Below are 23,372 nucleotides of genomic sequence, written 5' to 3'. Positions count from 1 at the left end.
CCAAGCCTATATCCCACTGTAGGAGCGAGCTTGCTCGCGAAGACCTCCACGACACCGCGTTTATGCAGGATTCACGCGTTATCGTTGACGTTTTTCGCGAGCAAGCTCGCTCCTACATTATTGGCGCCGGCGCTGGACCTTCAGTGCGCTGTCACCCGCTGGCGTATCGCCGAGTTGCTGGGTGACAACGCCAGCGCCAACTGGGTGCGGTTGTGCATATGGGTCAGGCGCAATACCTGGGACACATACAACTTGACCGTGTTCTCGGTGATCCCCAGGTCACAGGCAATCTGGTAGTTGGTCTGGCCCCTGCCCACCAGGCGTGCCACATCCAGCTGGCGCGGTGACAATTGGTTGAAGATTGCCGGGATTTCCAATGGCCCGGCGTCATCGGCCAGCGGCTCGCCATCAGTGTCCTTGGATGGGTTGCGACGCGCCTTGTCCAGGTCCATATACAAGTCGTTGATGGATTCGGACAAATACTGCAGCTTTTGGTTAAGCGTGCCCAGTTGCAGATCTTTTTGCCGTTCCTCCAAGGCCGCTTCCTGGCGCTTCAAGCCTTCAAGCAGCTCGTCGAGATTGATCGGCTTCTGGTAGTAATCAGCGATCCCCGCGCGCAGGGCCTTGATCACATCCTGCTTGTCGGCACGCCCGGTGAGCATGATCGCTTCGAACGCACGATGTTTGCCGGCAACCTGTTGCAGGGCCCGCACCAGCTCGATGCCGTCCATGTCCGGCATATGCAGGTCACACAGCACCAGGCCTATCTGGGGGTCGTCGTCGAAGCGTTGGATAGCCTGTTGGCTGGACTCGCATGGGACACAACGGTACCCGCTGCTTTCGAGAAATTCACAGAGCTCCTCCACGATCAAGGGTTGATCGTCGACCACGAGCACTTTTACCGCAGATGTGAGCTTGTTCACGCGCTACTCCATGCCTGGCAAGCCAAAGAGGACCCATCCTTTTTGACGAAAAATCCTATACAACCACTCATTAAACGTAGACGTACTTTCCAACTATGTACATAGCATTAATCAACTCGCGCGCTTAATGGATCCAAAGCCAACACGCGACGAAACCTGTCAACACGAAAGGCGCAAAAGGCTGTTTTTTTGACACTTCTTCTGCCCGTTCAACCTGGCTCGAGCTAAGCCCTTGATGCACAAATGTCCAGGCCAGCATGGCGACCGCGGCGCCGACCAGCGCCCCCAACAGAATGTCGGTATTGGACGCCAGGCCCAGGGCGGCGAGCAGCTTCACATCCCCCGCGCCGAAGCGGCCCAACGCATAACCGGGCAGGGTCAGTATCAGCGCCAGAACCAACGCCAGGCCTCCTTCGCTGCGGGGCGCACCAACCCAGGTCGACCCTGCCCACAGCAGGTAGATCAACGCCAGCAAACCAGCACCCAAGGTCAGCGTATTGGCAATCTGGCGCTGGCGAATATCCTGCACTGCACACAGGCCCAACCACAGCAGAATCACTACATAGTGGATCACGTAAAAAACATCCCTTTTTGCCGAATGATTCTATGCTGATATCAGGTACTCGCCTCAGGGTAGACGCAGTCATGAAATCAGGCTTCCCGAGAAAGCAAAAAGGTGCGGCGGCCATCGAGTTTGCCTTGGTCTTCGTGATCTTCTTTGCGGTGTTCTACGGCATGCTCAGCTACAGCTTGCCGCTGCTGTTGATGCAGTCCTTTCATCAGGCGGCGGCGGAGGGTGTGCGCCGCAGTGTGTCCCTGGATCCAAGTACCGCAGGCTATTCGGCACTGGTGGTACAGCGCGCCAAGGATGCGGCGCAGGCTCAATTGAACTGGATCCCCGGCTCGTTGAAGTTCTTGCCCGGCTACATCACCGCCACCTACACCAATAATTTGCTGACGGTAAAAATCACCTACCCCTCGGCCAATATCAAAGCGGTGCTACCGGCCTTGGTATTGCCCGGGGTTGGCAGCGTACCGAACCTGCCCGCCAACCTAACCGCCACCTCGAGCCTGCAGTTTTGACGGCAGGGGATAAATTGTTCGCGCGCCTGCGCGGGCGCCACAGCGCGCCGGCCATGACCGCGCTGGGCCTGCACCTGCAACTGGACAACCTGGGCCAGGTGCTGAGCATCGCCGGCACCTTGCAACCCTTGCTCACCCAGCACTTCACCCACACAAACACCCCGCCGTTGCACGCCTTGCTGTGCGCCAACAGCGCATTGAGTGTCGAGGGCACACCGCAGCAATGGCAACGCCACGGCCTGGACCTGGACTTTCAGGGTGCCGGCGGCCAGGTCCTGCATACCCGCGGCTGGATGGAGCCCGAGGGCGACGGCTGGGCCCTGCACTTGCTGGATATTACTGACCTGCTGGCCGACCGGGCATTGGAACAGCAGCGCGAACAGAACCATCAGATCGCCGGCCTGATGAACGAACAATTGCGCGTCTGCAGCCTCAACCGCCTGCCCCAGGTGTTCAACGAGCACCTGCGCACCGTCGCTCAGCGCTGGCGCATGCCGTGCGTGGCCATGGCGCTGCTCGACGAGGAGAACCAAGGCTGGCGCATCTACAGTCAATATGCCGCCCATGATGCGCCGGCCCTGTGGCAAACCGGGCAACACTTGGGCACCAGCCTGGACAGCATCAACGGCAACACGCCGCTGAGCCTGGACATTGCCCAGGGCCGCAGTGACAACCCGCGCCTGCGCAGCGTGTTTGGCAATGCCGATGGCTTCCTGGTGCCTTACCGCGACAGCCAGGGCGTCGCGGCGTGGTTGCTGTGTGGCTTCTACAGTGGCCAGGCGCAACACACCCGCGAGCGCGATTGGCTCAACTTGTGTGCGGCCCTCGCCGCCCCGCTGCTCAGTCGCCTGCGTGAACAGCGTCATCACCAGCAACTGGAACGGCTGGAAGCCCTGCAAGGCCTGCTCGGTACCGGCTGGTGGGAATTGTTGCCCGCCACCCAGGAAATCCAACTGGCGCCACAGTTGCTGCGCAGTCTGAACCTGGAGCAAAGCCCCACCCGCCAGGCTCTCGCCACCTGGCTCGAACTGATCCACCCGGCCGACCGCCAAGCCCTCAACAGCCGCCTGCAAGACCTGCAAGCCTTGGGCAAACCCTTGCTGACCAGCGTGCGTCTGCAGCGTACGGAGGCCGAGCAGGCGCCCCTCTGGTACCGCATACAGGGGCAAGTGCTGGGAGTCGGGAATGAGCGGCGCTGGATCGGTTTCATGCTCGACATCAGCGACATCAAAAATCAGCAACTGCAAGCCGCCGCTGCCCATGCGCGCCTGGACAACCTGATCGCCAGCTCACCGGCGGTGATCTATGTACAGCGCTACGTCAACGGCGCGCTGCATCCGGCGTTTTTCAGCGACAGCCTGCTACCACTGCTGGGCTGGACCCTGGCCGACTGCAACCTCGACACCCTGGCGGCGCTGATCCACCCCGACGACCGCGAACTCTACTTTGAACGCACTCGCCAATTGCTGCGCGAAGGCAACGTGCGCAGCCGCTATCGGCTGCGTGACAAACAAGGCCACTACCACTGGCTGCTCGACGAAGCCAAACTGTTGCGCGACGACCTCGGCCTGCCGGTAGAGGCCGTAGGCTTGTGGCTGGACGTGACCGAGGCGACCCTGGCCGCCGAACAGGTGCGTCAGAGTGAGGAGCGCTATCGCATCCTGGTGGAAGACTCGCCGGCAATGATCTGCCGCTACCGCCCCGACCTGATCCTGACCTTCGGCAACACCCCGTTGGCCAACTACCTGGAATGCCTGCCCGCCCAACTGCCCGGCGTCGACCTGGGCCAATGGCTGTCGGATGAACAGCGCGCCGCCTTTGTGCAGCGCATTGCGCGGCTGACCCCGGAATTCCCGGTGAGCACGGCTGAAATCAGCCTGCAACTGCCCGGGCGTGAACATGCCTGGTGGGTGTGGTCGGACCGTGGCGTATTTGACCAACACGGCACCTTATTGGAAGTGCAGGCCGTGGGCCGCGACAACACCGAAGTGCGTCGCTCCCAGCAACAACTGACCCAAAGCGCAAAAATGGCCACCCTCGGCGAAATGGCCACCGGCCTGGCCCATGAAATCAACCAGCCGCTGAACGTGATGCACATGGCCGTCGTCAACGTGCTCAAGCGCCTGGGCAATGGCGATGTACAAGTGGATTACCTCACGGAAAAACTCCAGCGCATCGACGCCCAGGTGCAACGCGCGGCACGGGTGGTCGACCATATGCGCGTCTTCGGCCGCCGCTCGGAAATCGAACAGCAACCCTTCGACCCGGCGCAGGCGCTGGAGGGCACCTTGGCCCTGCTCAGTGAGGGCCTGCGCGGCAAAGGCGTGGAAGTACGCATCAGCCCTGCGGACTTCTCGGTGCAGGTCAAAGGCTATGTTGACCAATTGGAACAGGTGCTGATCAACCTGATGGTCAACGCCCGCGACGCGTTGCTCAGCCAACGCGAAAAGACCCCCGGACTGCGCCCCTGGATTGCGCTGCACAGCGAACATGACGGTCGCCACGTACGCATCTGGGTCGAAGACAATGCCGGCGGGATTGACCCGCGCTTGCTGGAGCGGATTTTCGAACCGTTCTTCACCACCAAGCCAATTGGTGTCGGCACCGGGCTGGGGCTTTCGGTAAGCTATGGGATCGTGGAAAACATGGGCGGACGCCTGAGCGTCAGCAATGGCGAGGCAGGCGCGAAATTTTGCGTGGAGTTGCCCATCGTACCGGATCAAATCACCAGGTAAGCCCGCCCCATGTGGCAGGTGAGGTTGGCACCGACTTCGGCGTTGCCGAGGTTGATGCCCAGTGCACTTAACAGGCCATCCACAATCGGGTCGAGCACTGGCGACAAAATGTTCTTGATCGCGGTTACCAGCGTATTGGTAATGGTCGCGAGTAAGCCCGACACCGCCGGTAGGATGCCGCCAGGGGCACTGCCGGTTGGGGCAACATAATTTACCTGGATCGCCCCCAAGGTATTGACCAGCCCTTTGACCACCTCTGTCGAGGGAGGAACAGACTTGTAGGTGGGCGCCAGATTCATGTCGTTGACCGGAGAAAACAGCAGACTTTGACTCGTCCCTCCCACGGTCGCATGGACGACGGATAGGGATAAGCTACCGCCTACGCCTGCCTTGCGTGGACCACAGCCAAATATCCCCTTGCAGGTCTGTACGCCAATATCCACGAGGGCTACAGGATTCACTTGGGATTTTACTGCGGAGGAAAAGGCCTGCGCTGCATCCACTTTTCCTACAGAAACATCCGCAAGCGCAGTCTCAACCTGAACAGTCAGTGATTTCGCCGCATTGCTCGCACAATTGAAATCCGTAACATGGCTTCTCGCGCTGGCCACCTCGATATTGATATCCAGGCCGCTCAACAACTGAACATCGGTGTGATCACAAGGCTTCAAAATCAGGCACAACACTGGATCCAGCAGGCTCACCAAATTCAAATGCAACAGGTTATTCACGACACCTGTCACCGGCGTGGTGATGGCGGAAACCGCAGACGTCAGCCCATTAATGCCATTCAACACAGGCAGCTGAATAGACACCAACGTACGCACTTGTGCGGTGCGCACAAAGATCTGATCGGTCGGCGGGTTATTCGACAAGCCCTTCTTCGCCAGCGCCGGGTTGCCAATGGCCGACAACTGCGGCGGCTCAATGACTTTGGTCTGGATCGACACATTGCCCACCAGCGGAATAGCGAGCTGCGCCGCCGCACTCACGGCGTTCTTGCTGCTGGATAACTGCGCCACTGCTTCGAGCAACTGAAACAGTTGCACATTGGAATTCAGCGCCGCCGTCGGGGTGCCGGTGGCGATATCAATCAGGTCGCCCACCGTCAACAGCTTGGTGTTTGGCGCAATGGCTTCTATCGAAATCACGTCGTTGATAACCGCGGTGACCGCCGCGCCATTTTTCTGCAAGACCTTCACCGCGGCGTCGATCAACTGGGTGGCGGAGACGGCCGTGCTGAGTAGCGCATCGTAATCGCCGGCCTTCACGTTCAGGTCGATCGCCAACTGGTCGAGGTAACCGAGCAGGTTGACGTTGGTCTGCAGCAAGCCGTTCCAACTCGCCGCCGTGAGCGACAGGCTGCCGCCGAGCAGGTTACCCATGACCAGATTAAGCAGGGGGGATTTACTTGAGTCGACGCTGGCCAGGCTGCTGCGGATTGTCAGTTGCGCTACCGGCGGCGGTGTAGCCGCTACGGCAGTAGCGCTCAGGTTGAGTTGCGGCGTGAGCGGCGCACCACTGAACAGGTTCCACAAGCCGTTGGCGATGCTGGTCATCACGGTGTGGGAGACCACCACGCGAATCGCGTCGCTCTTGGTAGCATCTGCGGTAAACACGCGGGTGTTGGCGGCATTGGTCGCCAGGGTGCCGCACGTCACGGCCAGAGTGCGGCCATTGCCGACCACGAAACCGTTACGCGAGGCATTTTGCGCGGCATAAGCGTTGGCCGTAGTGTTGGTGCCGCATTGGCCACCGAGGCCAGCCGCTTCCAGCGCCGACGTATCGGCGACCGACTGCAGCTTGCGTTTTTCCAGGTACAAACGCCCGCTGTCGACCGCCAGCAACGTAAACACCAGGGCCAGCGCCAAGGTGCCTGCCGTCATCAAGCCAATTGCCCCACGCTGCCTGGAACCGAATCGGGGAGACATCGAAGCACTCCTGCGCTAACTCACCGGGGTTGCATTGGAGTGTAGACAAGGGACAGGCAGGTTGCTGGCAACTCGCCACATTGGCGACTGGCGGAGATGCCCTAATGCTGTAGGAGCGAGCTTGCTCGCGAAAAACTCACAGGCGCCACGGTGATTCAGGAAGCACGCGTTATCGTTGACGTTTTTCGCGAGCAAGCTCGCTCCTACAGGGGGTAATCAGTGCGGCGGGTAGTTGGAGAGAATCTTGGTCACAGTGCTGCGGATAGCCTTGCTGCGGTCCTCTGGATTAGGCGTGCTGGCCATCATTTGCTCGTCGCTGCCGCGCCAAACCAACTTGCCGTCCTTGCCGTCGAGCAGGTCGATCTGGATGGTTGCCACTTTGTAGGTGATGTTGCGTGTCTCGTTGTACATCGGTGCGCCCCAGTAGCCATTCCAGGGTCCGCCCCAGGCGCCGCCATAGTTGGTGGTGACTTGTTGCTGGCGGTCTTCGACGATCAGGTAGGCCTGCACATTCAGGTCCGCCTTGGTGCCGGCCGCTGCGGGGCGCAGGCCGCGCTGGTCAAGCTGTTCGCCCACGGCTTGGCGGATGCGTTGCTCGGTAAGGTCGCTCTTGATTCGCGGATCATCCGGGCGGTACTGCAATGCCGGGTCTTTCCAGGCCCAATTGCGGTAGGCGCCGAAGTCTCGGCTGGCGTCGAAATCGTGATTGACCTGGTTGCTCTGGCAACCGCCCAGCAACACAACGACAGCAAGTGCAGCGATACGACGAAACATGGCACTTCTCCAAAAACAACGTGAGCCTGAAATGAGAATAGCTGCTAACTGGGCGGATAGGCAGCCATTGCTTTCTGCATCGCCTTGCGCAAGCTGTCGGCGCGTTCGCTCAGGCTGCCCTGGCTGGTGGTTTCCGCGCTGGTGCTCCACACCGGCTGGCGGGTGCGGGCGTCGAACAGGCTGATACGCGCCACTGCCACCGTCACTTCATAGGTGCGCACCACGGGCACGCTGTTGTACATGCCATAGCCGTTGCCGTAGCGGTTATAGCCGCCGTAACCGTAGCCATAGTCGTCCCGCACCTGGCGCAGGCGTTTCTCCAGGCGTACATCGGCGCTCACCAACAAGTCGGGTGCACGCTTGTCATGCAAGGGGCGCAGGCCGCGCTGGTCGAGGGCGCCGCTGACCGCTTCGGCAATCTGCGCCGAATCGGCCCAGGCCGTGCCCGCGGGCAATTGGCCGTTGAGCCAGCCCCAGCTGCGGTAGGCGCCATAGTCGCGCGCGGGCGCCGGGTAGGCACTGGCATCAAAAGTAGTGGCCGCCTGGGCCGGGGCCGGCGGCATCGGTGCCGACGTGGCGACATAGGGGTTGGGGCTGGAGCAAGCCCCCAGACCGAGCGATAACAGGATCAAACAGAGACGACGCATTTCGACCTCCGCAGGCTGGGCCGCTTAAACCGGACGGCAGACCCAGTGCAAATAACGCCCAAGTCCGGCAAAGCTTGGGTGACGACGGTGAGCGAGCTCCATCTCCAATAAATCCTGCAAATCGGCGCGGGCCTGGAACTCCATCGGCATATAGTCGTGAAACACCCGCACGCCACTTTGGCTTTCGACCTGCCACATCCCTTCGAGTTGCGCCGCCAGCTCCCGTGGGTCGAGGGGCTGTTGCGGCGTAAGGCTCTGCTTTTCACCGGCCATGTCGTTCTTGCGCATTTTGCGGAAGTGGCCTTTGAGCAGGTTGCGGTAGATCAACGCATCACGGTTGTAGAACGCCAGGGACAACCAGCCGCCGGGCAGCGTCAATTGGTGCAGCACCGGCAATATGGCGTGGGGTTCGGCCAGCCATTCCAGCACGGCATGGCACAGCACCAGATCGTAAGGCTCGGTGAGCTGGCCGGGCAAGTCTTGCCAGGGCGCATGGATAAACGTCGCGGTCTGGCCGGCGTCGGCAAAGCGCTGGCGCGCGCCTTCAAGCATCGGTGCGGCGGGCTCGGCCAAGGTTACCTGATGGCCACGCTCGGCCAGCCACAGTGACATATGCCCCAGGCCCGCGCCGATATCCAGCACGCGCAACGGGCGCTGTGGCAAGGCTTCGGCCAGGTCGGCCTGGAGCACCGCCAGGCGAATCGCGCCCTTGGCACCGCCGTAGATTTTTTCGGCGAAACGCGTGGCCAACTGGTCGAAATGACGATCACCCATGGGCAAACCGCCGTTCGCTGTCGGCCAGCTTGGCGCGCACGACTTCGTTCATATCCAGGCCCAGTTCACTGCACAGCAACAGCAGGTACAACACGATATCGCCGACTTCCTGGCCCGCGTGGGCGAGTTTGTCGGCGGGAAGCTGGCGGGACTGGTCTTCGGTAAGCCATTGGAAGATTTCCACCAGCTCGGCCATTTCCACGCTGGCGGCCATGGCCAGGTTTTTCGGGCTGTGGAATTGCTTCCAGTCGTTGGTATCGCGGATGCGGTGCAGGCGCTCGGTGAGGTGTTCGAGGTTCATTGGGGGACTCCTGAATGGGTATAGCTTCAGGGGGATGGAGAGCGAAGGCAAGTGAATAGCGGTGGTGTGCTCAAGGCTTGCCCCCGATGAAGCCTAATCAACAACGCTGAACTCAAGCCTGGCGGTTTGCCCAGCCTCATCCAGAACGCTTAGCTGATAGCGGCCCAATCGCTCGAAACTGGCATTGATACTGTCCTGATTGGCGCTATCACCCAACGGCGCGCCATTGAGGAACCACCAACGCCGACCACTGCCGCCCAGGGCGGAGATTTTCAGGCGCAGGGTTTGTTGGCTGGCAGCCGGCAAGCGCAGTTGGTCGCCTTCGCGTACGCCGACGATGGACAACGGCGACGACGCGGCCAGCGCCGGTGGCGGGCAGTCCGGGTCAGGCGCCGGGATGCGTGCTTCACGGCGTTCGGCCCTTAGCAACCAGGGCTCCAGCGGCGCCGGCCACAGGGCAATGTTTTTGACCTGTGCGCCAGGACAATGGGCGTCGACCCTCAAACCCTTGGCGTTGACCCAGATGCTTTCCATCAAGCCCACGCTCAAGGGTTGGTCCAGTGCCTGCAAGGTCGGCGGCGTGGTGTTGTCCAGGGTCCAGGCAAACCGCTGACGCCGGCAATTGGGGTCGCTGCGGGCCATGGGCTGGCCCATGGGCCAACAGATCGCTGCCACGCCGATATTCGCCGGCACCGGTTTGACCGGCGCACTGATGCCGCGCTGGCTGTCACGATTGGTCAGTACGTCATGGACCTGCAACATCAACGGCGCTGCCGATGCGAGGCCGAACTGGCCCGGAACCGGTGTGCCGTCCGGACGGCCAATCCATACACCGATCAAATAACGCGGGCCCACGCCAATTGCCCAGGCATCGCGAAAGCCATAGCTGGTGCCGGTTTTCCACGCCAGCACCGGGCGTTGCACCAGCTCCGCTCGCGGGTCGCGGTCGGGCCGTGCCTGGCCGCTGAGGATGCGCCGCACAATCCAGGCCGCCCCGGGTGAAAGCAATGGCCGCTCCCTGAGCGTATCGTCCGGCTGCAGTCGCAGGGTGGCGCTCTTGCCGTCACGGGCCAAGGCGCTGTAGCCGCTCACCAGGTCTTCCAGGCGACTGCCCGCGCCACCGAGGATCAGCGCCAGGTTTGGCTCGGCCAGCGCCGGCAGCGCCAACGGCATGCCGCCGATGCGCATCTGTGCGGCAAAACGCTTGGGCCCGTAGGCTTCCAACAATTGCACCGCCGGTAGGTTCAACGAGCTGGACAGCGCCGTGCTCGCCGGCACGGCCCCGGTAAAGCCCATGGAAAAATTTCCCGGCCGGTAATCGCCATAACGCCTCGGCACGTCCTGCAACAGCGACTCGGAGTGGATCAGACCATCGTCCAGGGCCATGCCATACAGGAAGGGTTTCAACGTGGAGCCGGGCGAGCGCAGCGCGCTGATCATGTCCACATGGCCGAAGCGCTTGGTGTCGTTGATATCCACCGAGCCCAGGTAGGCGCGCACCGCCATGCTTTCTTCCTCGACCACCAAAATCGCTGCCGAGGTGTGCTCCGGCAGCCGTGCGCGCCAGCCCAGCAGCAAGTCTTCGAGACGCCGTTGCAAGGTGGCATCCAGGGTGGTGCGGATCAGCGGCGGGCTGTCCGGACGGTTGAGGCGGCGTGCGAGTAATGGCGCCAGGCTCGGTTCCAGGCGCGGGGCGAGCAGCAGCGGTTCTTCCAGGGCTTCATCGACCGCCGATTGCGGCCATACCTTGAACTCGGCGAGGCGGCGCAGCACCTTGTCGCGGGCCTCCTGGGCGCGCTGCGGATGCCGATCCGGGCGCAAGCGACTCGGCGCCTGGGGCAATACTGCGAGCAACGCAGCTTCGGCGTGGGTCAGTTGGGACGGCGACTTGCCCAGGTACGCCCAACTCGCCGCGGCCACACCCTGCAACGTACCGCCGAAGGGCGCACGGTTCAGGTACAGGTTGAGGATTTCGTCCTTGGACAGGTGCCATTCCAACTGCGCAGTGCGCCACAGCTGACGCAACTTGCCGTGCAGGGTGCGCGAATGCGGGTCGAGCAAACGTGCGACTTGCATCGACAGGGTGCTGCCGCCGGAGACCACCCGTGCACCTGTGAGGTTTTGCCACGTCGCCCGTACCAGCGCCAACGGGTTGACCCCGGGATGCTGGTAGAACCAGCGGTCTTCGTAAGTGAGCAATGCATCGAGATAATACGGCGACACTTCGCTGGTACGCACCGGATAGCGCCACACCCCATTGGCATCGGCAAACCGCCACAGTGGTGTGCCATCCTCGGCCAGCACCACCCGGGCCAGGTCGTCCTGGGGCAAGGGCAATGGCCAGATCCGATCAGCCAGCCACAGCAAGGCAATCACCAACAGCAGGCTCGCCAGGGTCCAGCGGGCAACAAAACGCAAATTCAAGCGGGCAAACCTCTATGCTTGTAGGGAACTAGCCTGTGGCAATAACGACCAAAGGCACAGTCACGCCCACCTTCTTATTCAGGACACGCACATGCAGGTAGAAAGCTTTTTCGAATGGTTGGGCCAGGCGCTCGGCTCCGTCATCCGGTTTATCGTCGACGGACTGAGCGGGTTGTTCGGGGCCTTGACCCACGCCGGCGGCAACTTTATCGATGGCCTGTCGCGCACCTTGGGCATGGACACCTCGATCATCAGCATCATCACCCTGATCGTCGGCCTGCTCTTGCTGTACTCGGCGGTACGCGCCTTCATGCGGGCCTCGATCATCATGGGCATCATCTGGCTGCTGCTGGGCCTGTGGCTGCTCAGTTGGGTTGTGCACTGATTTATCTGACAGCCCCAGTCCCCCTGTGGGAGGGGGCTTGCTCCCGATAGCTGAGTGTCAGCCAATAATGTTTTGACTGATCCACCGCTATCGGGAGCAAGCCCCCTCCCACAGTAGTCCCATTTCACATTCAGCGATCAGCGGCCCTTGATCACCATATCTCCCGGCGTCTCACCCACCGCCTGCCAGTTCGGTCGATACATCGACTCCACCTGCGGCGGCGGCACGCGGTAGGTTCCCGGTGTCACCGCACGCGCCAGGTACAACAAGTGCGTGGTGCCATAGCCATCCAGACTCATGGCCGCCACATAACGGTCATCCCTGAACTCCTGATGCTTGAGCGAGGCATTCTGCATCGACTCGCGCCATTGCTTCACCTGGCTGCTGGCGTTTTCCAGGCTGGCGGCGCTTTGGGCCAGGTTCTGGTTTTCCAGTTCCAGGCCGGCGGGCAGCAGGTCCACCACCAGGGCATCCGGCACACGCTGCTTGGCGCTGACGGCCAGGTGCACCAGCACCAGGTCGCCGCTGGCGAGGCTACGCAGGTTGAGCGGCTGGCCGTCCATGCCCAGGTATTCGCGGCGGATACTCAGGTTTTCGCCACCGGCAGCCGGCGGCACTTGTGGATAACCCGAGATCGTCAATTGCTGATACACCGGCGCTTCACCCTGATTGTTCAAGGCCAGGTCGCTGGACAGCAGCTTGCCCTCCAACGCCAGGGTCGATTGCTGGTTATTCAACTCATGCGCCCCGCCGCTGCCGGTGAGCAACACCTGCCAGTTGGCTTCCGGTCTGGCAAACCCGAGACGCCCGGCGAGGAACAGGGAATTACGCTCCTGGGTCGATAGATACGGGCTGGCGGCCAACTGGTCCGACAGGGTGAACAAACGCTCTTCGCGTTGGCCCTTGGCCAAGTCATTTTCTTCCAGCAATGCCAGGATCATCGCCTGGTCACGCAACGGGCTGCCATAATCGGCCAGCCATTCTTTGCTACTGCGCTGTGCCGCCAAGCCAGCCAGCAACGCCTGATCCGCACGCGGTTGATCGCCCATTTTCTGCAAGGCGATGGCCAACTGCACCAGCGGCAACCCTGAGCGCGCATCGCTGCGCCGCTCGAACAGGCTGCGCAACGCTCCCAACGGCGCCTGCTGACTGCGCGCCAGCACCATGCCGGCGTAAGCCTGCACGGCAAACCGCGTGTGCTCGGCGTTGTCGCTGTAGTCGACTTCGATCAGGTTGCGCTCCTGCACATACCGCAACAGGCGCTCGCTGGCCTTCTTCAAGGCTTCAGGCGGTACGGCAAAGCCCTGGTCGCGGGCGCGCAGCAGGAAGTCGGTCACGTACGCCGTCAGCCAATATTCCTCCTCGCCGTCGGCGCCCCACAAACCGAAGCTGCCGTTGTAGCGTTGCATGCCCAGCAGGCGCTCGATGCCCAACTCGATCTTGCGCTTGCGCTCGGCATCCGGCTCGCCCTTGATGCTCAGGCGCTTGAGCAGCGCGTCATCGGCATACAACGACGGGTACAGGCCACTGGCGGTTTGCTCCAGGCAACCATAAGGGTAGGCCTTGAGTGCGCTGATCTGTGCTCCCAGGTTCAACGGTGGACGGCTCGACAGGCTCAACAGCGCTTCGCGCCCGGAGGCATCGAACTGGTCCAGCGTACCGGCGGGCAGGCTCCATGGCTGATCCTTGAGCACTGCGCGGTAGTGCTTGAGCAGCGCCGGATACGCTGGGCGCACGCCCAAGGTCCATTCGCGACTGAATGGCGGCAGGTTTTCCCCCGGCAGGTCCAGGCCGTTCACGCTGACCTTGATTTTGCCCTGGCCCAGACCGCCCCAGGCTTTCACCGGGATGCGCAGGGTGGTGCGCTGGCCTTGCTTGAGTTCAACCGCTTGCGCGCCGCCGTTGACCAGCTCCAACTGCCCTTCGGCGGTCAATTGCACATCGAGCTTCTGCGCCTTGCCCGACAGGTTGGAGAGATCCAGGGCCAGGGTGGTCTGGTCGCCTCCCGCGAGGAAGCGCGGCGCCGACAATTCGGCGATCAGCGGTGCGGCGATCACCGTCTTGCCTTCGGCCATGCCGTAGCGATCATCGCTCCAGGCCTGGGCCATCAGGCGCAGTTCACCGTTGAAGTCGGGGATGTTGACGCTGACTTCGCCCTCGCCTTTTTCGTTCAGTGTCACCGGCGCGCTTTGCAGGGCGACGATGGTCACGCTGGTGTCCGGGCGCTTGCCGCCCTTGGCCAATGCCGCGTCGCCACCAAACGCCAGGCTGGCCAGGCGCCCCTGGCCGGCTTCGATCAGTTGGCCGTAGATGTCGAACTGATCGACACCATAGGCTTTGCGGCCGAACAGGCTGGAGTAGGGATCGGGCGTGGGATATTCGGTGATATTGAGAATGCCCACGTCCACCGCCGCCAGCAGCACATGCACCTGTTTCGGTACGCTGCCATCGGCATTCCTGGCAGCGATCTTTACCGTCAGCGGTTGTTTGGGGCGCATTTTTTCCGGCGCGGTGAGGGTCAGGCCGAGCTTGCGCTGGGTGCGGTCCAGCGGCAGGTGCAACAGGCCCACGGCGCGCTTGGGGGTGATATTGGCTTTGCGCTCGCCGGGACGGATCACCAGGGCGCTCACATACAGATCATGGCGCGACCATTTCGGGTCGAGCTTGACCGCAAAGCTCTTGCCTTCGGCCGGCACGTCGATTTCCTGCCACCACAGCGGGCCTTCGGCAGATTCCACCAGCAGGTAGCCCTTACCGGCAGCCGGCGGGGTGACGGTGACGTTGGCGGTATCGCCGTCGCCATAAGCGGGTTTATCCAGTGCCAGCTTGACCTGGTCGGGGCGCACGGCGCCACCTTCGGTGTTGTCCTGGGCCTGGTAGCCGGCCCAGAAGCGCACGCTGCTGACCAGGCCGGTCTGCGGGTCTTCAACCTCTACGCGGTAAGGGCCCCACTCCACCTGGAAGCTGACCTTGGCGGTGTCGCCAGCCTTGATGTCCAGGGTCTGCTCGTCGAGGTTGAGGAATTTCTCGTTGTAGTGGTAGCTCCAGCCATCGTTGTCGGAGTAGTTCCAGTAGTAGTCACGGCGCTCGCGCACCAGGCGCACCTTGAGGCCTTGGGCGGCGAGTTTCTGCCCGTCCTGGTTGGCCACCAGCACTTCAAATTCCACCGGGCCATCGCCATTGGTTTCCTTGCCGTCAAACAACCCGCGCAGGCCCGGCAATTGCTCGGCCGGCCAGATCGGCTGCACCAGGCGCCGCGTGATCGGCCGCCCGCCCGACTCTTGCAGGCTGGCTTGCACGATCAATTGAAGCGGCGACTTGGCCTCGGTCCATTTGCTTTCCAGAGTCAGCGCCTCCTCGCCGTTGGCGTCGAGTACGCTTTCGTCCAACTCGAAATCCTGGCTCAGCTCTTCTTCGGTGACGGAGCCGAACTGGTAGCCAGGCAGGGCCTTGACCGCTTCACGCAGCGGGCGCACATAGACCTGGCCGCTGACCCGATTGCCGGATGCCGGCGCGCCATACAGATAACGACCGTTGACCTGGATAACCGCGTTATCCGCCGGGCTCAGCGCCGTGTCACTGCCCTTGAGTTCCAGAGCCAGGCGTTCGGGCAGGAAATCTTCGACGAGGAACTCATACAGCTGCGGCTTGCCATCGCCCAGGTCGAACACCAGCTGCCAGCGCCCGGTCGGTGCCTCAGAGGCCAGTTGCAGCGGGTATTGATAGAGGCCGGAGGCATCGGCCTCCCATACGAATTTGCGGCTTACCTGTTCATCCGGTCGGCGGACTTCGACACTCACCGGCTGCGGCTTGACCGCGTTGCCATCCTTGTCGCGCAACAACGCATTAAGCAGCACGGTTTCGCCGGGGCGATACAGGTCACGCGGGCCGAACACAAAGAATTGCAACGGATGGGACGGTTGCCCACCGATATCGAACTCGGCGAGGTCCAGCGCGGCGCTGTCCAGGCGTAACAGGCTGGTCTGTTCACCCTGCTTGGCCAGCAGCACCTGGGCTTTTTTCGGCAGCGCCAGCTCAGCGTGTCCACCGTCTTCGGTCTTGCCCTGGCCGAGCACGCGGCCTTCGGCATCGAGGATTTCCAGCTCGACGCCGTTCAGCGCCTTGCCGCCTTCCAACGCCTGGGTAAACACATCCAGACGATTGGCATAGCGGTGCACCGACAGGCCAATATCGCTCAAGGTAAACAGCGTGGCCGGTTGCGAATAGTTGTAGGTGCCCGAAGCACGCATCACCGCCAGGTACACGCCCGGCTGCTGCAACTGCTTGAGACCGGCGATCGGCAGCAACAGGGTTTCGCGGGTATTGCGCGCCGGGTTCAAGTCGAAGCGCCCGCCGTAGACCAGGTCGGCCATGGGCAGCAGTTCCCGGGACTCATAGCTTTGCAGGCTGGTATTGCGCCCCCACTGCGCCAGGAACGACGGCAGGGATTCAGGCTTGATACGGAAGAATTCGACGTCGATCTTGTCGACATTCAGCGCGATCACCGGCAGGCCCTCGGCCAGGCGCGTCGGCAGCAGCGTACCCCGGCTGGCGAAGCCGACGGTGGCTTGCAGGTCGCGGGTTTCCAGGCGGGCGGTGTATTCGGCGGCGAGCTGGTTGTCGTTGACCGCCTTCAACCCGGCGTCCACTGTCAGCACCAGCTTGCGCTGCGGCTCCAGGTGACGCAGGCGCAGCTCCATCAAATTGTCGGAAAGCTCCCAGGCGCCATCGACCTTGCCGGACTTGCTGTCCACCAAGTGCAATTTATCGGCAAATTTCTGCTCAGGGTCCAGGGGAATGGAAAAGCTCACCGATAAGGTGCTCGCCCCTTCCAACTGCACTTCGGACACGTCCACCACGCTTAACTCGCGCCCGGCATAGCGCTGCTTCAACGCCGCCACGTCCACCGCCGCCTTGGCAGGTGCAGGCGCCACGCTTGGCGCGGGGGGAGCCGACGGTGCAGCGGGTTTATCGGAAGAATCACAGGCGCTCAGCAGGGCCAGCGCGCAAGCGAGGAACAGTCCTTTGTTAAGCATGGGGCACTCATAGTCAGAGGGAACCGAGGGGTGAACTATATATCAGCGCAGGCCAAGCCGCTGTGGCGCTGATCACATTGACCGACGGAGGGAGGGTTGGTTCTGGGTGCCTTCCAGACTAAACCAAACCCCACAGCCACTGGAGATCAAAATGTGGGAGGGGGCTTGCTCCCGATGGCAGTGGATCAGTCAGAATATTAGTGACTGACACACCGCTATCGGGAGCAAGCCCCCTCCCACATTGAATCTGGTGGGCAGGTACAATGCCCGCTCCACCAAGGAGCCTTCATGACCGCCCTGCTCGCCGACTGGCGCCACCGCCCCACCCATCGCCGCGTCTGGGCTCTGGCCGCGCCGATGATCCTGTCGAATATCTCCGTGCCGCTGGTGGCCCTGGTCGACAGCATGGTCATCGGCCACCTGCCCCACGCCCATCAACTGGGCGCCGTGGCCGTCGGCGCCAGCCTGTATACCTTCCTGGCGTGGGCCATGGGTTTCCTGCGCATGGGCTCCACCGGGTTCGCCGCCCAGGCCGCCGGGCGCAACGATGGCGCGGCGCTGCGGCAAATCCTGTTGCAAGGCTTGCTGCTGGCGCTGGGGTTGGCGACGTTGCTGGGTACGGTAGGTGTTCCGCTGAGCCATCTGGCTTTGGAATGGATGCAGCCCTCCCCTGAACTGAACCAACTGACCCGCGAATTCTTCCACACCCGCCTGTTCGGCCTGCCGGCAGCCCTGGCCAGCTACGCACTGGTCGGCTGGTTCCTCGGCACCCAAAACGCCCGCGCGCCGTTGGCGATTCTGCTAACCACCAACCTGGTCAACATTGCACTTAACCTGTGGTTTGTACTCGACCTGGACTGGGGCGTGGTCGGCTCTGCCCGCGCCTCGGTGATCGCTGAATGGACCGGCGCCCTGCTTGGCCTGGCCCTCACGCAAAAAGCCCTGCGCGCCTACCCCGGTCATATCGCCTGGGCCGCGCTCAAACGCTGGCAAAGCTGGCGGCCGTTGCTGGCGGTCAACCGCGACATCTTCATCCGCAGCCTGGCCTTGCAGTCGGTGTTCTTCATGATCACGGTGCAAGGCGCACGGCTGGGGGATGCCACGGTCGCCGCCAACGCCTTGTTGCTCAATGGCCTGTTGCTGACGGCCCATGCGCTGGATGGCCTGGCTCACGCCGTCGAAGCCCTGTGCGGCCACGCCATTGGTGCCCATGACCGCCAGGCATTGCGCCGCTCGCTGGTGGTTGCCTGCGGCTGGTCACTGATCGCCAGCATCGGCTTCGCCCTGCTGTTCACCTTCGGCGGCCATCTGTTTATCGCCATGCAAACAGACATTCCCAGCGTGCGCGAAACGGCCGACATCTACCTGCCTTACCTGGCGATACTGCCGTTGATTGCGGTGTGGAGTTACTTGCTCGATGGCCTGTTTATCGGCGCAACGCGTGCGCGGGAGATGCGCAATGGGATGTTGCTGACGGTGGTGTTGGTGCTGCCGGTTGCCTGGGCGTTGCAGGGGTTGGGTAACCACGGGTTGTGGGTAACCTTCCTGCTGTTCATGGCGGTGCGCAGCCTGACACTCTGGGCGATAGCCTGGCGCTTGAATCGGCAAGGGCTGTGGCTGGGAGCAAACTGAAGGAATGCAGATCCAAATGTGGGAGGGGGCTTGCTCCCGATAGCTGAGTGTCAGTCAACAGATTCATTGACTGATCCACCGCTATCGGGAGCAAGCCCCCTCCCACATATATTACGAGGACAGGTACGAAGAACGGGTCAAGCCCAGGCGCAACGCATCCAGGAACTGGGTACGCTCAGACGCGGAGATCTTCGCACTCGCACACTTGTCACGGTAATGGGTCATCAACTCTTCCGGCGACAAATGCACATAGCGCAGCATGTCTTCGATGGTGTCGTGGGTCTCGATCCCGGCGCTGTACACCGAGCCGTCTTCACGCTGGTAGATGTTCACCGAGTCGGTGTCACCGAACAGGTTGTGCATGTCACCGAGGATTTCCTGGTAAGCGCCCACCAGGAAGATGCCCAGCAGGTAGTCCTCGCCTTCGTTCAAGGCGTGCACCGGCAAGCTGGTCTCGATGCTCTGCTCGTCGACGTATTGCTTGATCTTGCCGTCGGAGTCGCAGGTCAAGTCCTGCAATACCGCACGGCGCAGCGGCTCTTCGTCGAGGCGATGCAGCGGCAGGATCGGCAGGACCTGGCCGATGGCCCAGGTATCCGGCAGGCTCTGGAACACCGAGAAGTTGCAGATGTACTTGTCGGCCAGCTTGTCGTTGAGTTCGTCCAGCACCTGGCGGTGCGAGCGCTGGCGGGCTTTCAGCGAGTTGTGCAGGCGGCGGCACACGGCGAAGTAGCACTGTTCGGCCAGGGCTTTTTCCGCCAGGGTCAGCTTGCCATCGGCGTACTGGGTGGCCACGTCGCTCATGTAGTGGGTGGCGCGCCAGTAGGTTTCGGTGACCATCTCGATGTCGGTCGGGCCCAGCAGGTCCACCAGCCATTGCACGGTTTCCGGCAGGCTTTCCTTGTTTTCGATGAGCGGGATTTCGTCGTTGTGTTTCTCGACGTCCGTCACCTGCACCACCAGCATGGCGTGGTGAGCGGTCAGGGAGCGGCCGCTTTCGGAGAAGATGTTCGGGTGCGGCAGGCTCTGCGCATCGCAGAATTCCTTGAGCATGCCCACGACCACGCCGGCGTAGTCGTCCATGTCGTAGTTGATCGAGCTGGCGTTACGCGAGTGGGTACCGTCGTAGTCCACACCCAGTCCGCCGCCGACGTCGATATGGTCCACCGGCAGTCCAAGATTGCGCAGTTCGCCGTAGTAACGGATGGCTTCCTTGAACCCGTGCTGGTAGTCGGCCAGGTTGGCGATCTGCGAGCCCATGTGGAAGTGCAGCAGGCGGATGCCCTGGTCCAGGCCGGCGGCGCGGAAGCGCTCGACCACCGACAGCAGCTGTGCCGCCGACAGACCGAACTTGGATTTCTCGCCACCGGTGTCCGCCCATTTGCTCGACGCCAGGGACGACAAGCGCACGCGCAGGCCGACCTGGGGCTTGACCTTGAGGCTCGCCGCCTCTTCGATCACCAGTTCAACTTCGGATTCCTTCTCGATCACGATGAACACATTGTGGCCGAGCTTCTGGCCCATCAGCGCCAGGCGGATGAACTCGCGGTCTTTATAACCGTTGCAGACGATGGTGCCGCCCTTCGGCGCCAGGGCCAGCACCGCCAGCAGCTCAGGCTTGGAGCCGGCTTCCAGGCCGATGGAGACGTTCTGGGTGGCGATGATGTTCTCGATCACCGCTTCCTGCTGGTTCACCTTGATCGGGTACAACGCGGTGTATTTGCTCTGGTATTCCAAGCGCTCGATGTTGGCATCGAAGGCGCCGGTCAACTGGCGCACGCGGTCTTGCAGGATATCGGGGAAGCGCACCAGCAGCGGCAACGACAGGCCGCTCTTGCGCAGCTCATCGACCTGCTCATAGAGGTCGACGGGCGTGCTGTTCGGGCCGTTCGGACGGACTTCTACGCGACCGGCTTCATTGATCGCGAAATACCCGGCCCCCCAATGGCGAATCCCGTAAACACTGCGGCTGTCCGCAACTGTCCATTGGCTGCCATCGTCTTTGCGTGTGCGTCGTACGGACATCGAAGTCCCCTATAAATGAAGGCGAAGGCGCCACCTCTCACGGAGGCTGGCGCAGTCTAAAGAATGAAAATGACGATTTGCCTGTGAGCAGGGTAGACCCCACTCCCCGGACAGAGTTTAGATACAGGTTGGGAAGAGGCTTTCAGCCGCCGGACTTCTTGGCCTTGTACCCGAGCTTGATCAACTCGGCCAACAGCAGTTCGACGTGGTCACCCTGGATCTCGATAACCCCGTCTTTCAACGCGCCACCGGTGCCACAGCGCTTCTTCAGCGTGGTGGCCAGCTCCTTGAGCGCATCTTCAGCCAGGGGCACGCCGGTGATGGTAGTCACCGTCTTGCCGCCACGGCCTTTGCTCTCGCGGCGCACACGGGCAATACCGTCGCCTTCGGGGATCAGGGTCTGTTTGCAGATGCAGGCGTCCACGGGCTGACGACAGTCCGGGCAGTGTCGACCTGCGTCAGTGGAAAATACCAGGCCACCCAGGGCGGCGAAGGATGCGGCTTTTTTGGCCACCGGCAATCCTCTTCGGAGGATGAAGACTGATCGGCCAGCACCAACGGGCGAGACCGACCGCGAAGCCCCACTCTGGCAGGGGCAGCGCTACCGAACCGTCAAGGTAACATCCACGGTAGGAGCGAGCTTGCTCGCGAAGGTCGTCAACGATAACGCGGGCGTTCAGGCAGCACGCGGTGTCTTGGCGTTTTTCGCGAGCAAGCTCGCTCCTACAGGGTGAAACAATAGTGGTTCGGGTGAAAAGGCGCGCAGTGTAACGGCAAAAAGCCGACTTGCTAAGAGCCAAATGGCGCCATTTTTTGCAACTTTAGCGACGCAGGGCCAGATAGCGCCGCAGACCTTCTTGGGCGTCCGGGCAGTAGGGCTTTTGTGCGGCCTCCTGCTGGATGGTTTCGATGGTTAAAAACCGTGCTTCCATCACCTCTTCGGGCTGCAGCCGCAGGGGCCCGTCCCACACTGCGGAGTAAGACTTGCACCAAAGCCGGCTGTCACCCTCTTCGAAATAGAAGTGGTCATGCTCGATCAATGGCACACCGCTGACACCCAACTCTTCTTCCAGCTCGCGGGCTGCCGACAACGCGTAAGACTCACCGGCCGCTACCATGCCGCCCGCCGCCGTATCCCAGAACCCGGGATACAACGCCTTGCTCAAGGTGCGCCGATGCACGCACAGCTCGCCTTGGGAATTGAACAGGAAGATAAAGGTGCAACGGCCGATCAGGCCGAGCTTACGAAGGTCAGACCTGACGCGGTGGCCGAGCAGGTTGTCCTGCTCGTCGACCCAGCAGATCAGTTCGGCATCGGAAGCCGCACGGTGTGCGGCCTCTCTGGATGAAGCGTCCATCATCAACCCTGGTTGAGGAGCTGACGCAAATCGATCACTGCAGCGTTTGCCCGGGAAATGTAGTTGGCCATCACCAGCGAATGGTTCGCCAGTACACCGAAGCCACTGCCATTGAGAATCATAGGACTCCAAACCGGTTCCTGCGAGGCCTCCAGCTCACGAATGATCTGGCGCACGCTGACGGTGGCGTTTTTCTTGGCCAGCACGTCGGCAAAGTCGACTTCGATGGCACGCAGCAGATGGGACAGGGCCCACGCTTGGCCGCGCGCTTCGTAGAACACGTTGTCGATCTGCATCCATGGAGTTTCCACCACTTCCTCATCGACCTGCGGCACTTCGCCCGGCGCCAGCGCCTCGGTTTTCAGCGCGGTGTTCAGCTTGACTCGACCCACGCTGGCCGACAGGCGCTGGGACAACGAGCCCAAACGGGTGGCGACATCGCCCAACCAGTTGTTCAGGTTGTCGGCACGCGCATAAAACAGCGCGCCGCGCTGGTTAGGGTCAGACAGGCGCGCTTCGTAGCGGCTCAGGGAGTTGATGCCTTCCTGGTATTCCGACTCACTGGACGGCAGCACCCAGCTCTTGTTATCGAAGTTGAAGCGCGGCTCAGCCTTGGCCAGATCGGCGTCTTCAGCCGACTGCGACTGTGAGCGGGCGAAATCTTTACGCAGGGCGCGGGTCAGGTCGCGTACCTGCACCAGCACGCCATATTCCCAGCTCGGCATGTTGTCCATCCACAGCCCAGGCGGGAAACGATCATTGGAAATGTAGCCGCCAGGCTTGTTCAGCAAGGTGCCGACCACGGACTTGAGGGTCTCGACGGTGGTATAGCCCACCACCATCTGCTTGCCTTCCTTCTCGGCGGCAAGCTGGGCGTTTTGCTGGACCGGAAACAGCGCCGGCTCCTGGCTCCAATACCAACCCAGGCCACCGGTGACCAGCAGGTACAAGCAGATCACGCTGAGCAAGGCTCGGCTCATCAGCAGGTTGCGAAAATAGCTGCGGTTGGCCGACTTAGGCTCAGGGGCGGGGCCTTTGGCACTGCCTGCACGGTTTTTCCAGTCCAGCATGGCGATATCCTTTCAATCACTTGAGTTCATGCACGTCAATTGTCCGGGTGCGTTCAGACACTCCGACCACAACCCTACCCCATCGTGCCCATCGGTGCGGGGCTTTTGCGCGAAAGTGGCGCGCAACGGCAATTGGACTATAAAGGATGCACGTCTTTTACGCTGCGCGACCAGCGGGTCGATAACTGAATGTCACGCACGCGGACTTAATTGACGTATGACACTCATGCAATAGAAAAGAGGTGCTAGCATAGAGCCATCAGTCGACCTCCGC

General features: G+C 61.9%; 17 protein-coding genes. 4 read left to right on the top strand and 13 right to left on the bottom strand.

All coding sequences use genetic code 11. The annotated features are described in order from the left end of the window. Positions 1–140: 140 nt before the first annotated feature. Together KVH01_RS10690 and KVH01_RS10685 are read right to left on the bottom strand one after the other, a co-directional pair. Positions 141–923 carry a response regulator transcription factor gene (locus tag KVH01_RS10690; RefSeq protein ID WP_217881393.1) on the bottom strand — a complete coding sequence of 261 codons (783 nt, stop codon included), beginning with the start codon at positions 921–923 and terminating at the stop codon, positions 141–143. 124 nt (positions 924–1,047) lie between these two features. Beyond that, positions 1,048–1,497: a prepilin peptidase gene (locus tag KVH01_RS10685; protein WP_217881392.1), complete on the bottom strand. Its 450-nt coding sequence runs from the start codon at positions 1,495–1,497 to the stop codon at positions 1,048–1,050. Between the two features lie 71 nt (positions 1,498–1,568). On the opposite strand from KVH01_RS10685, the gene KVH01_RS10680 reads away from it, so the two are divergent. Both KVH01_RS10680 and KVH01_RS10675 read left to right on the top strand, forming a co-directional pair. Next, positions 1,569–2,006: a TadE/TadG family type IV pilus assembly protein gene (locus tag KVH01_RS10680; protein ID WP_046070734.1), complete on the top strand. Its 438-nt coding sequence runs from the start codon at positions 1,569–1,571 to the stop codon at positions 2,004–2,006. Beyond that, on the top strand, positions 2,003–4,741 hold the full coding sequence (locus KVH01_RS10675) for an ATP-binding protein (RefSeq protein WP_217881391.1): 2,739 nt from the start codon (positions 2,003–2,005) through the stop codon (positions 4,739–4,741). The genes KVH01_RS10680 and KVH01_RS10675 overlap by 4 nt, the downstream gene beginning before the upstream one ends. Here the strand turns inward: KVH01_RS10675 and KVH01_RS10670 are convergent. From KVH01_RS10670 to pbpC, 6 genes are all read right to left on the bottom strand, one after another. Next, complete coding sequence (locus KVH01_RS10670) at positions 4,726–6,672, bottom strand: pilus assembly protein TadG-related protein (protein ID WP_217881390.1); 1,947 nt, start codon at positions 6,670–6,672, stop codon at positions 4,726–4,728. The two genes, KVH01_RS10675 and KVH01_RS10670, sit on opposite strands and share 16 nt — an antisense overlap. 216 nt (positions 6,673–6,888) lie before the next feature. Continuing rightward, positions 6,889–7,446 carry a DUF4136 domain-containing protein gene (locus KVH01_RS10665; protein WP_034117535.1) on the bottom strand — a complete coding sequence of 186 codons (558 nt, stop codon included), beginning with the start codon at positions 7,444–7,446 and terminating at the stop codon, positions 6,889–6,891. A gap of 44 nt (positions 7,447–7,490) precedes the next feature. Next, on the bottom strand, positions 7,491–8,093 hold the full coding sequence (locus KVH01_RS10660) for a DUF4136 domain-containing protein (RefSeq protein ID WP_217881389.1): 603 nt from the start codon (positions 8,091–8,093) through the stop codon (positions 7,491–7,493). A gap of 24 nt (positions 8,094–8,117) precedes the next feature. Continuing rightward, on the bottom strand, positions 8,118–8,867 hold the full coding sequence (locus KVH01_RS10655; RefSeq protein WP_217881388.1) for a methyltransferase domain-containing protein: 750 nt from the start codon (positions 8,865–8,867) through the stop codon (positions 8,118–8,120). Beyond that, positions 8,860–9,168: a MazG-like family protein gene (locus KVH01_RS10650; protein ID WP_217881387.1), complete on the bottom strand. Its 309-nt coding sequence runs from the start codon at positions 9,166–9,168 to the stop codon at positions 8,860–8,862. Before KVH01_RS10650 ends, KVH01_RS10655 begins: the two co-directional genes overlap by 8 nt. A gap of 93 nt (positions 9,169–9,261) precedes the next feature. After that, positions 9,262–11,592: a peptidoglycan glycosyltransferase PbpC gene (gene pbpC, locus KVH01_RS10645; RefSeq protein ID WP_217881386.1), complete on the bottom strand. Its 2,331-nt coding sequence runs from the start codon at positions 11,590–11,592 to the stop codon at positions 9,262–9,264. 91 nt (positions 11,593–11,683) lie between these two features. Here pbpC and KVH01_RS10640 point away from each other — a divergent pair, with 91 nt between their 5' ends. After that, the gene (locus KVH01_RS10640) at positions 11,684–11,977 is read left to right on the top strand and encodes a hypothetical protein (RefSeq protein WP_043049487.1); all 294 of its coding nucleotides are present in this window, start codon (positions 11,684–11,686) and stop codon (positions 11,975–11,977) included. 137 nt (positions 11,978–12,114) lie between these two features. Here the strand turns inward: KVH01_RS10640 and KVH01_RS10635 are convergent, their stop codons facing one another. Further along, a complete protein-coding gene (locus KVH01_RS10635) occupies positions 12,115–17,013 on the bottom strand; it encodes an alpha-2-macroglobulin family protein (RefSeq protein ID WP_217881385.1) in 4,899 nt (1,632 codons plus the stop codon). Between the two features lie 288 nt (positions 17,014–17,301). Here KVH01_RS10635 and KVH01_RS10630 point away from each other — a divergent pair, with 288 nt between their 5' ends. Next, a complete protein-coding gene (locus KVH01_RS10630) occupies positions 17,302–18,645 on the top strand; it encodes an MATE family efflux transporter (RefSeq protein WP_217881384.1) in 1,344 nt (447 codons plus the stop codon). A gap of 111 nt (positions 18,646–18,756) precedes the next feature. Here KVH01_RS10630 and speA read toward each other — a convergent pair whose 3' ends face one another. The 4 genes from speA to KVH01_RS10610 all read right to left on the bottom strand — a co-directional run bounded on the left by speA (position 18,757) and on the right by KVH01_RS10610 (position 23,098). After that, positions 18,757–20,670, bottom strand: coding sequence for an arginine decarboxylase (gene speA, locus KVH01_RS10625; RefSeq protein ID WP_046070724.1), 1,914 nt, complete (start codon positions 20,668–20,670; stop codon positions 18,757–18,759). Positions 20,671–20,812: 142 nt separating this feature from the next. Continuing rightward, complete coding sequence (locus KVH01_RS10620; RefSeq protein ID WP_043049484.1) at positions 20,813–21,184, bottom strand: translation initiation factor Sui1; 372 nt, start codon at positions 21,182–21,184, stop codon at positions 20,813–20,815. Between the two features lie 307 nt (positions 21,185–21,491). After that, positions 21,492–22,028, bottom strand: a complete 537-nt coding sequence (locus tag KVH01_RS10615; RefSeq protein ID WP_043049483.1) for an NUDIX hydrolase — start codon at positions 22,026–22,028, stop codon at positions 21,492–21,494. A gap of 2 nt (positions 22,029–22,030) precedes the next feature. Beyond that, positions 22,031–23,098, bottom strand: a complete 1,068-nt coding sequence (locus KVH01_RS10610) for a DUF2333 family protein (protein WP_034117525.1) — start codon at positions 23,096–23,098, stop codon at positions 22,031–22,033. Positions 23,099–23,372: the final 274 nt, after the last annotated feature.

This window comes from Pseudomonas khavaziana (assembly GCF_019145205.1).
GTDB lineage: Bacteria > Pseudomonadota > Gammaproteobacteria > Pseudomonadales > Pseudomonadaceae > Aquipseudomonas > Aquipseudomonas khavaziana.
Note: the sequence above shows the minus strand (reverse complement) of the source record. Positions and strands in the feature narration are given on the sequence as shown.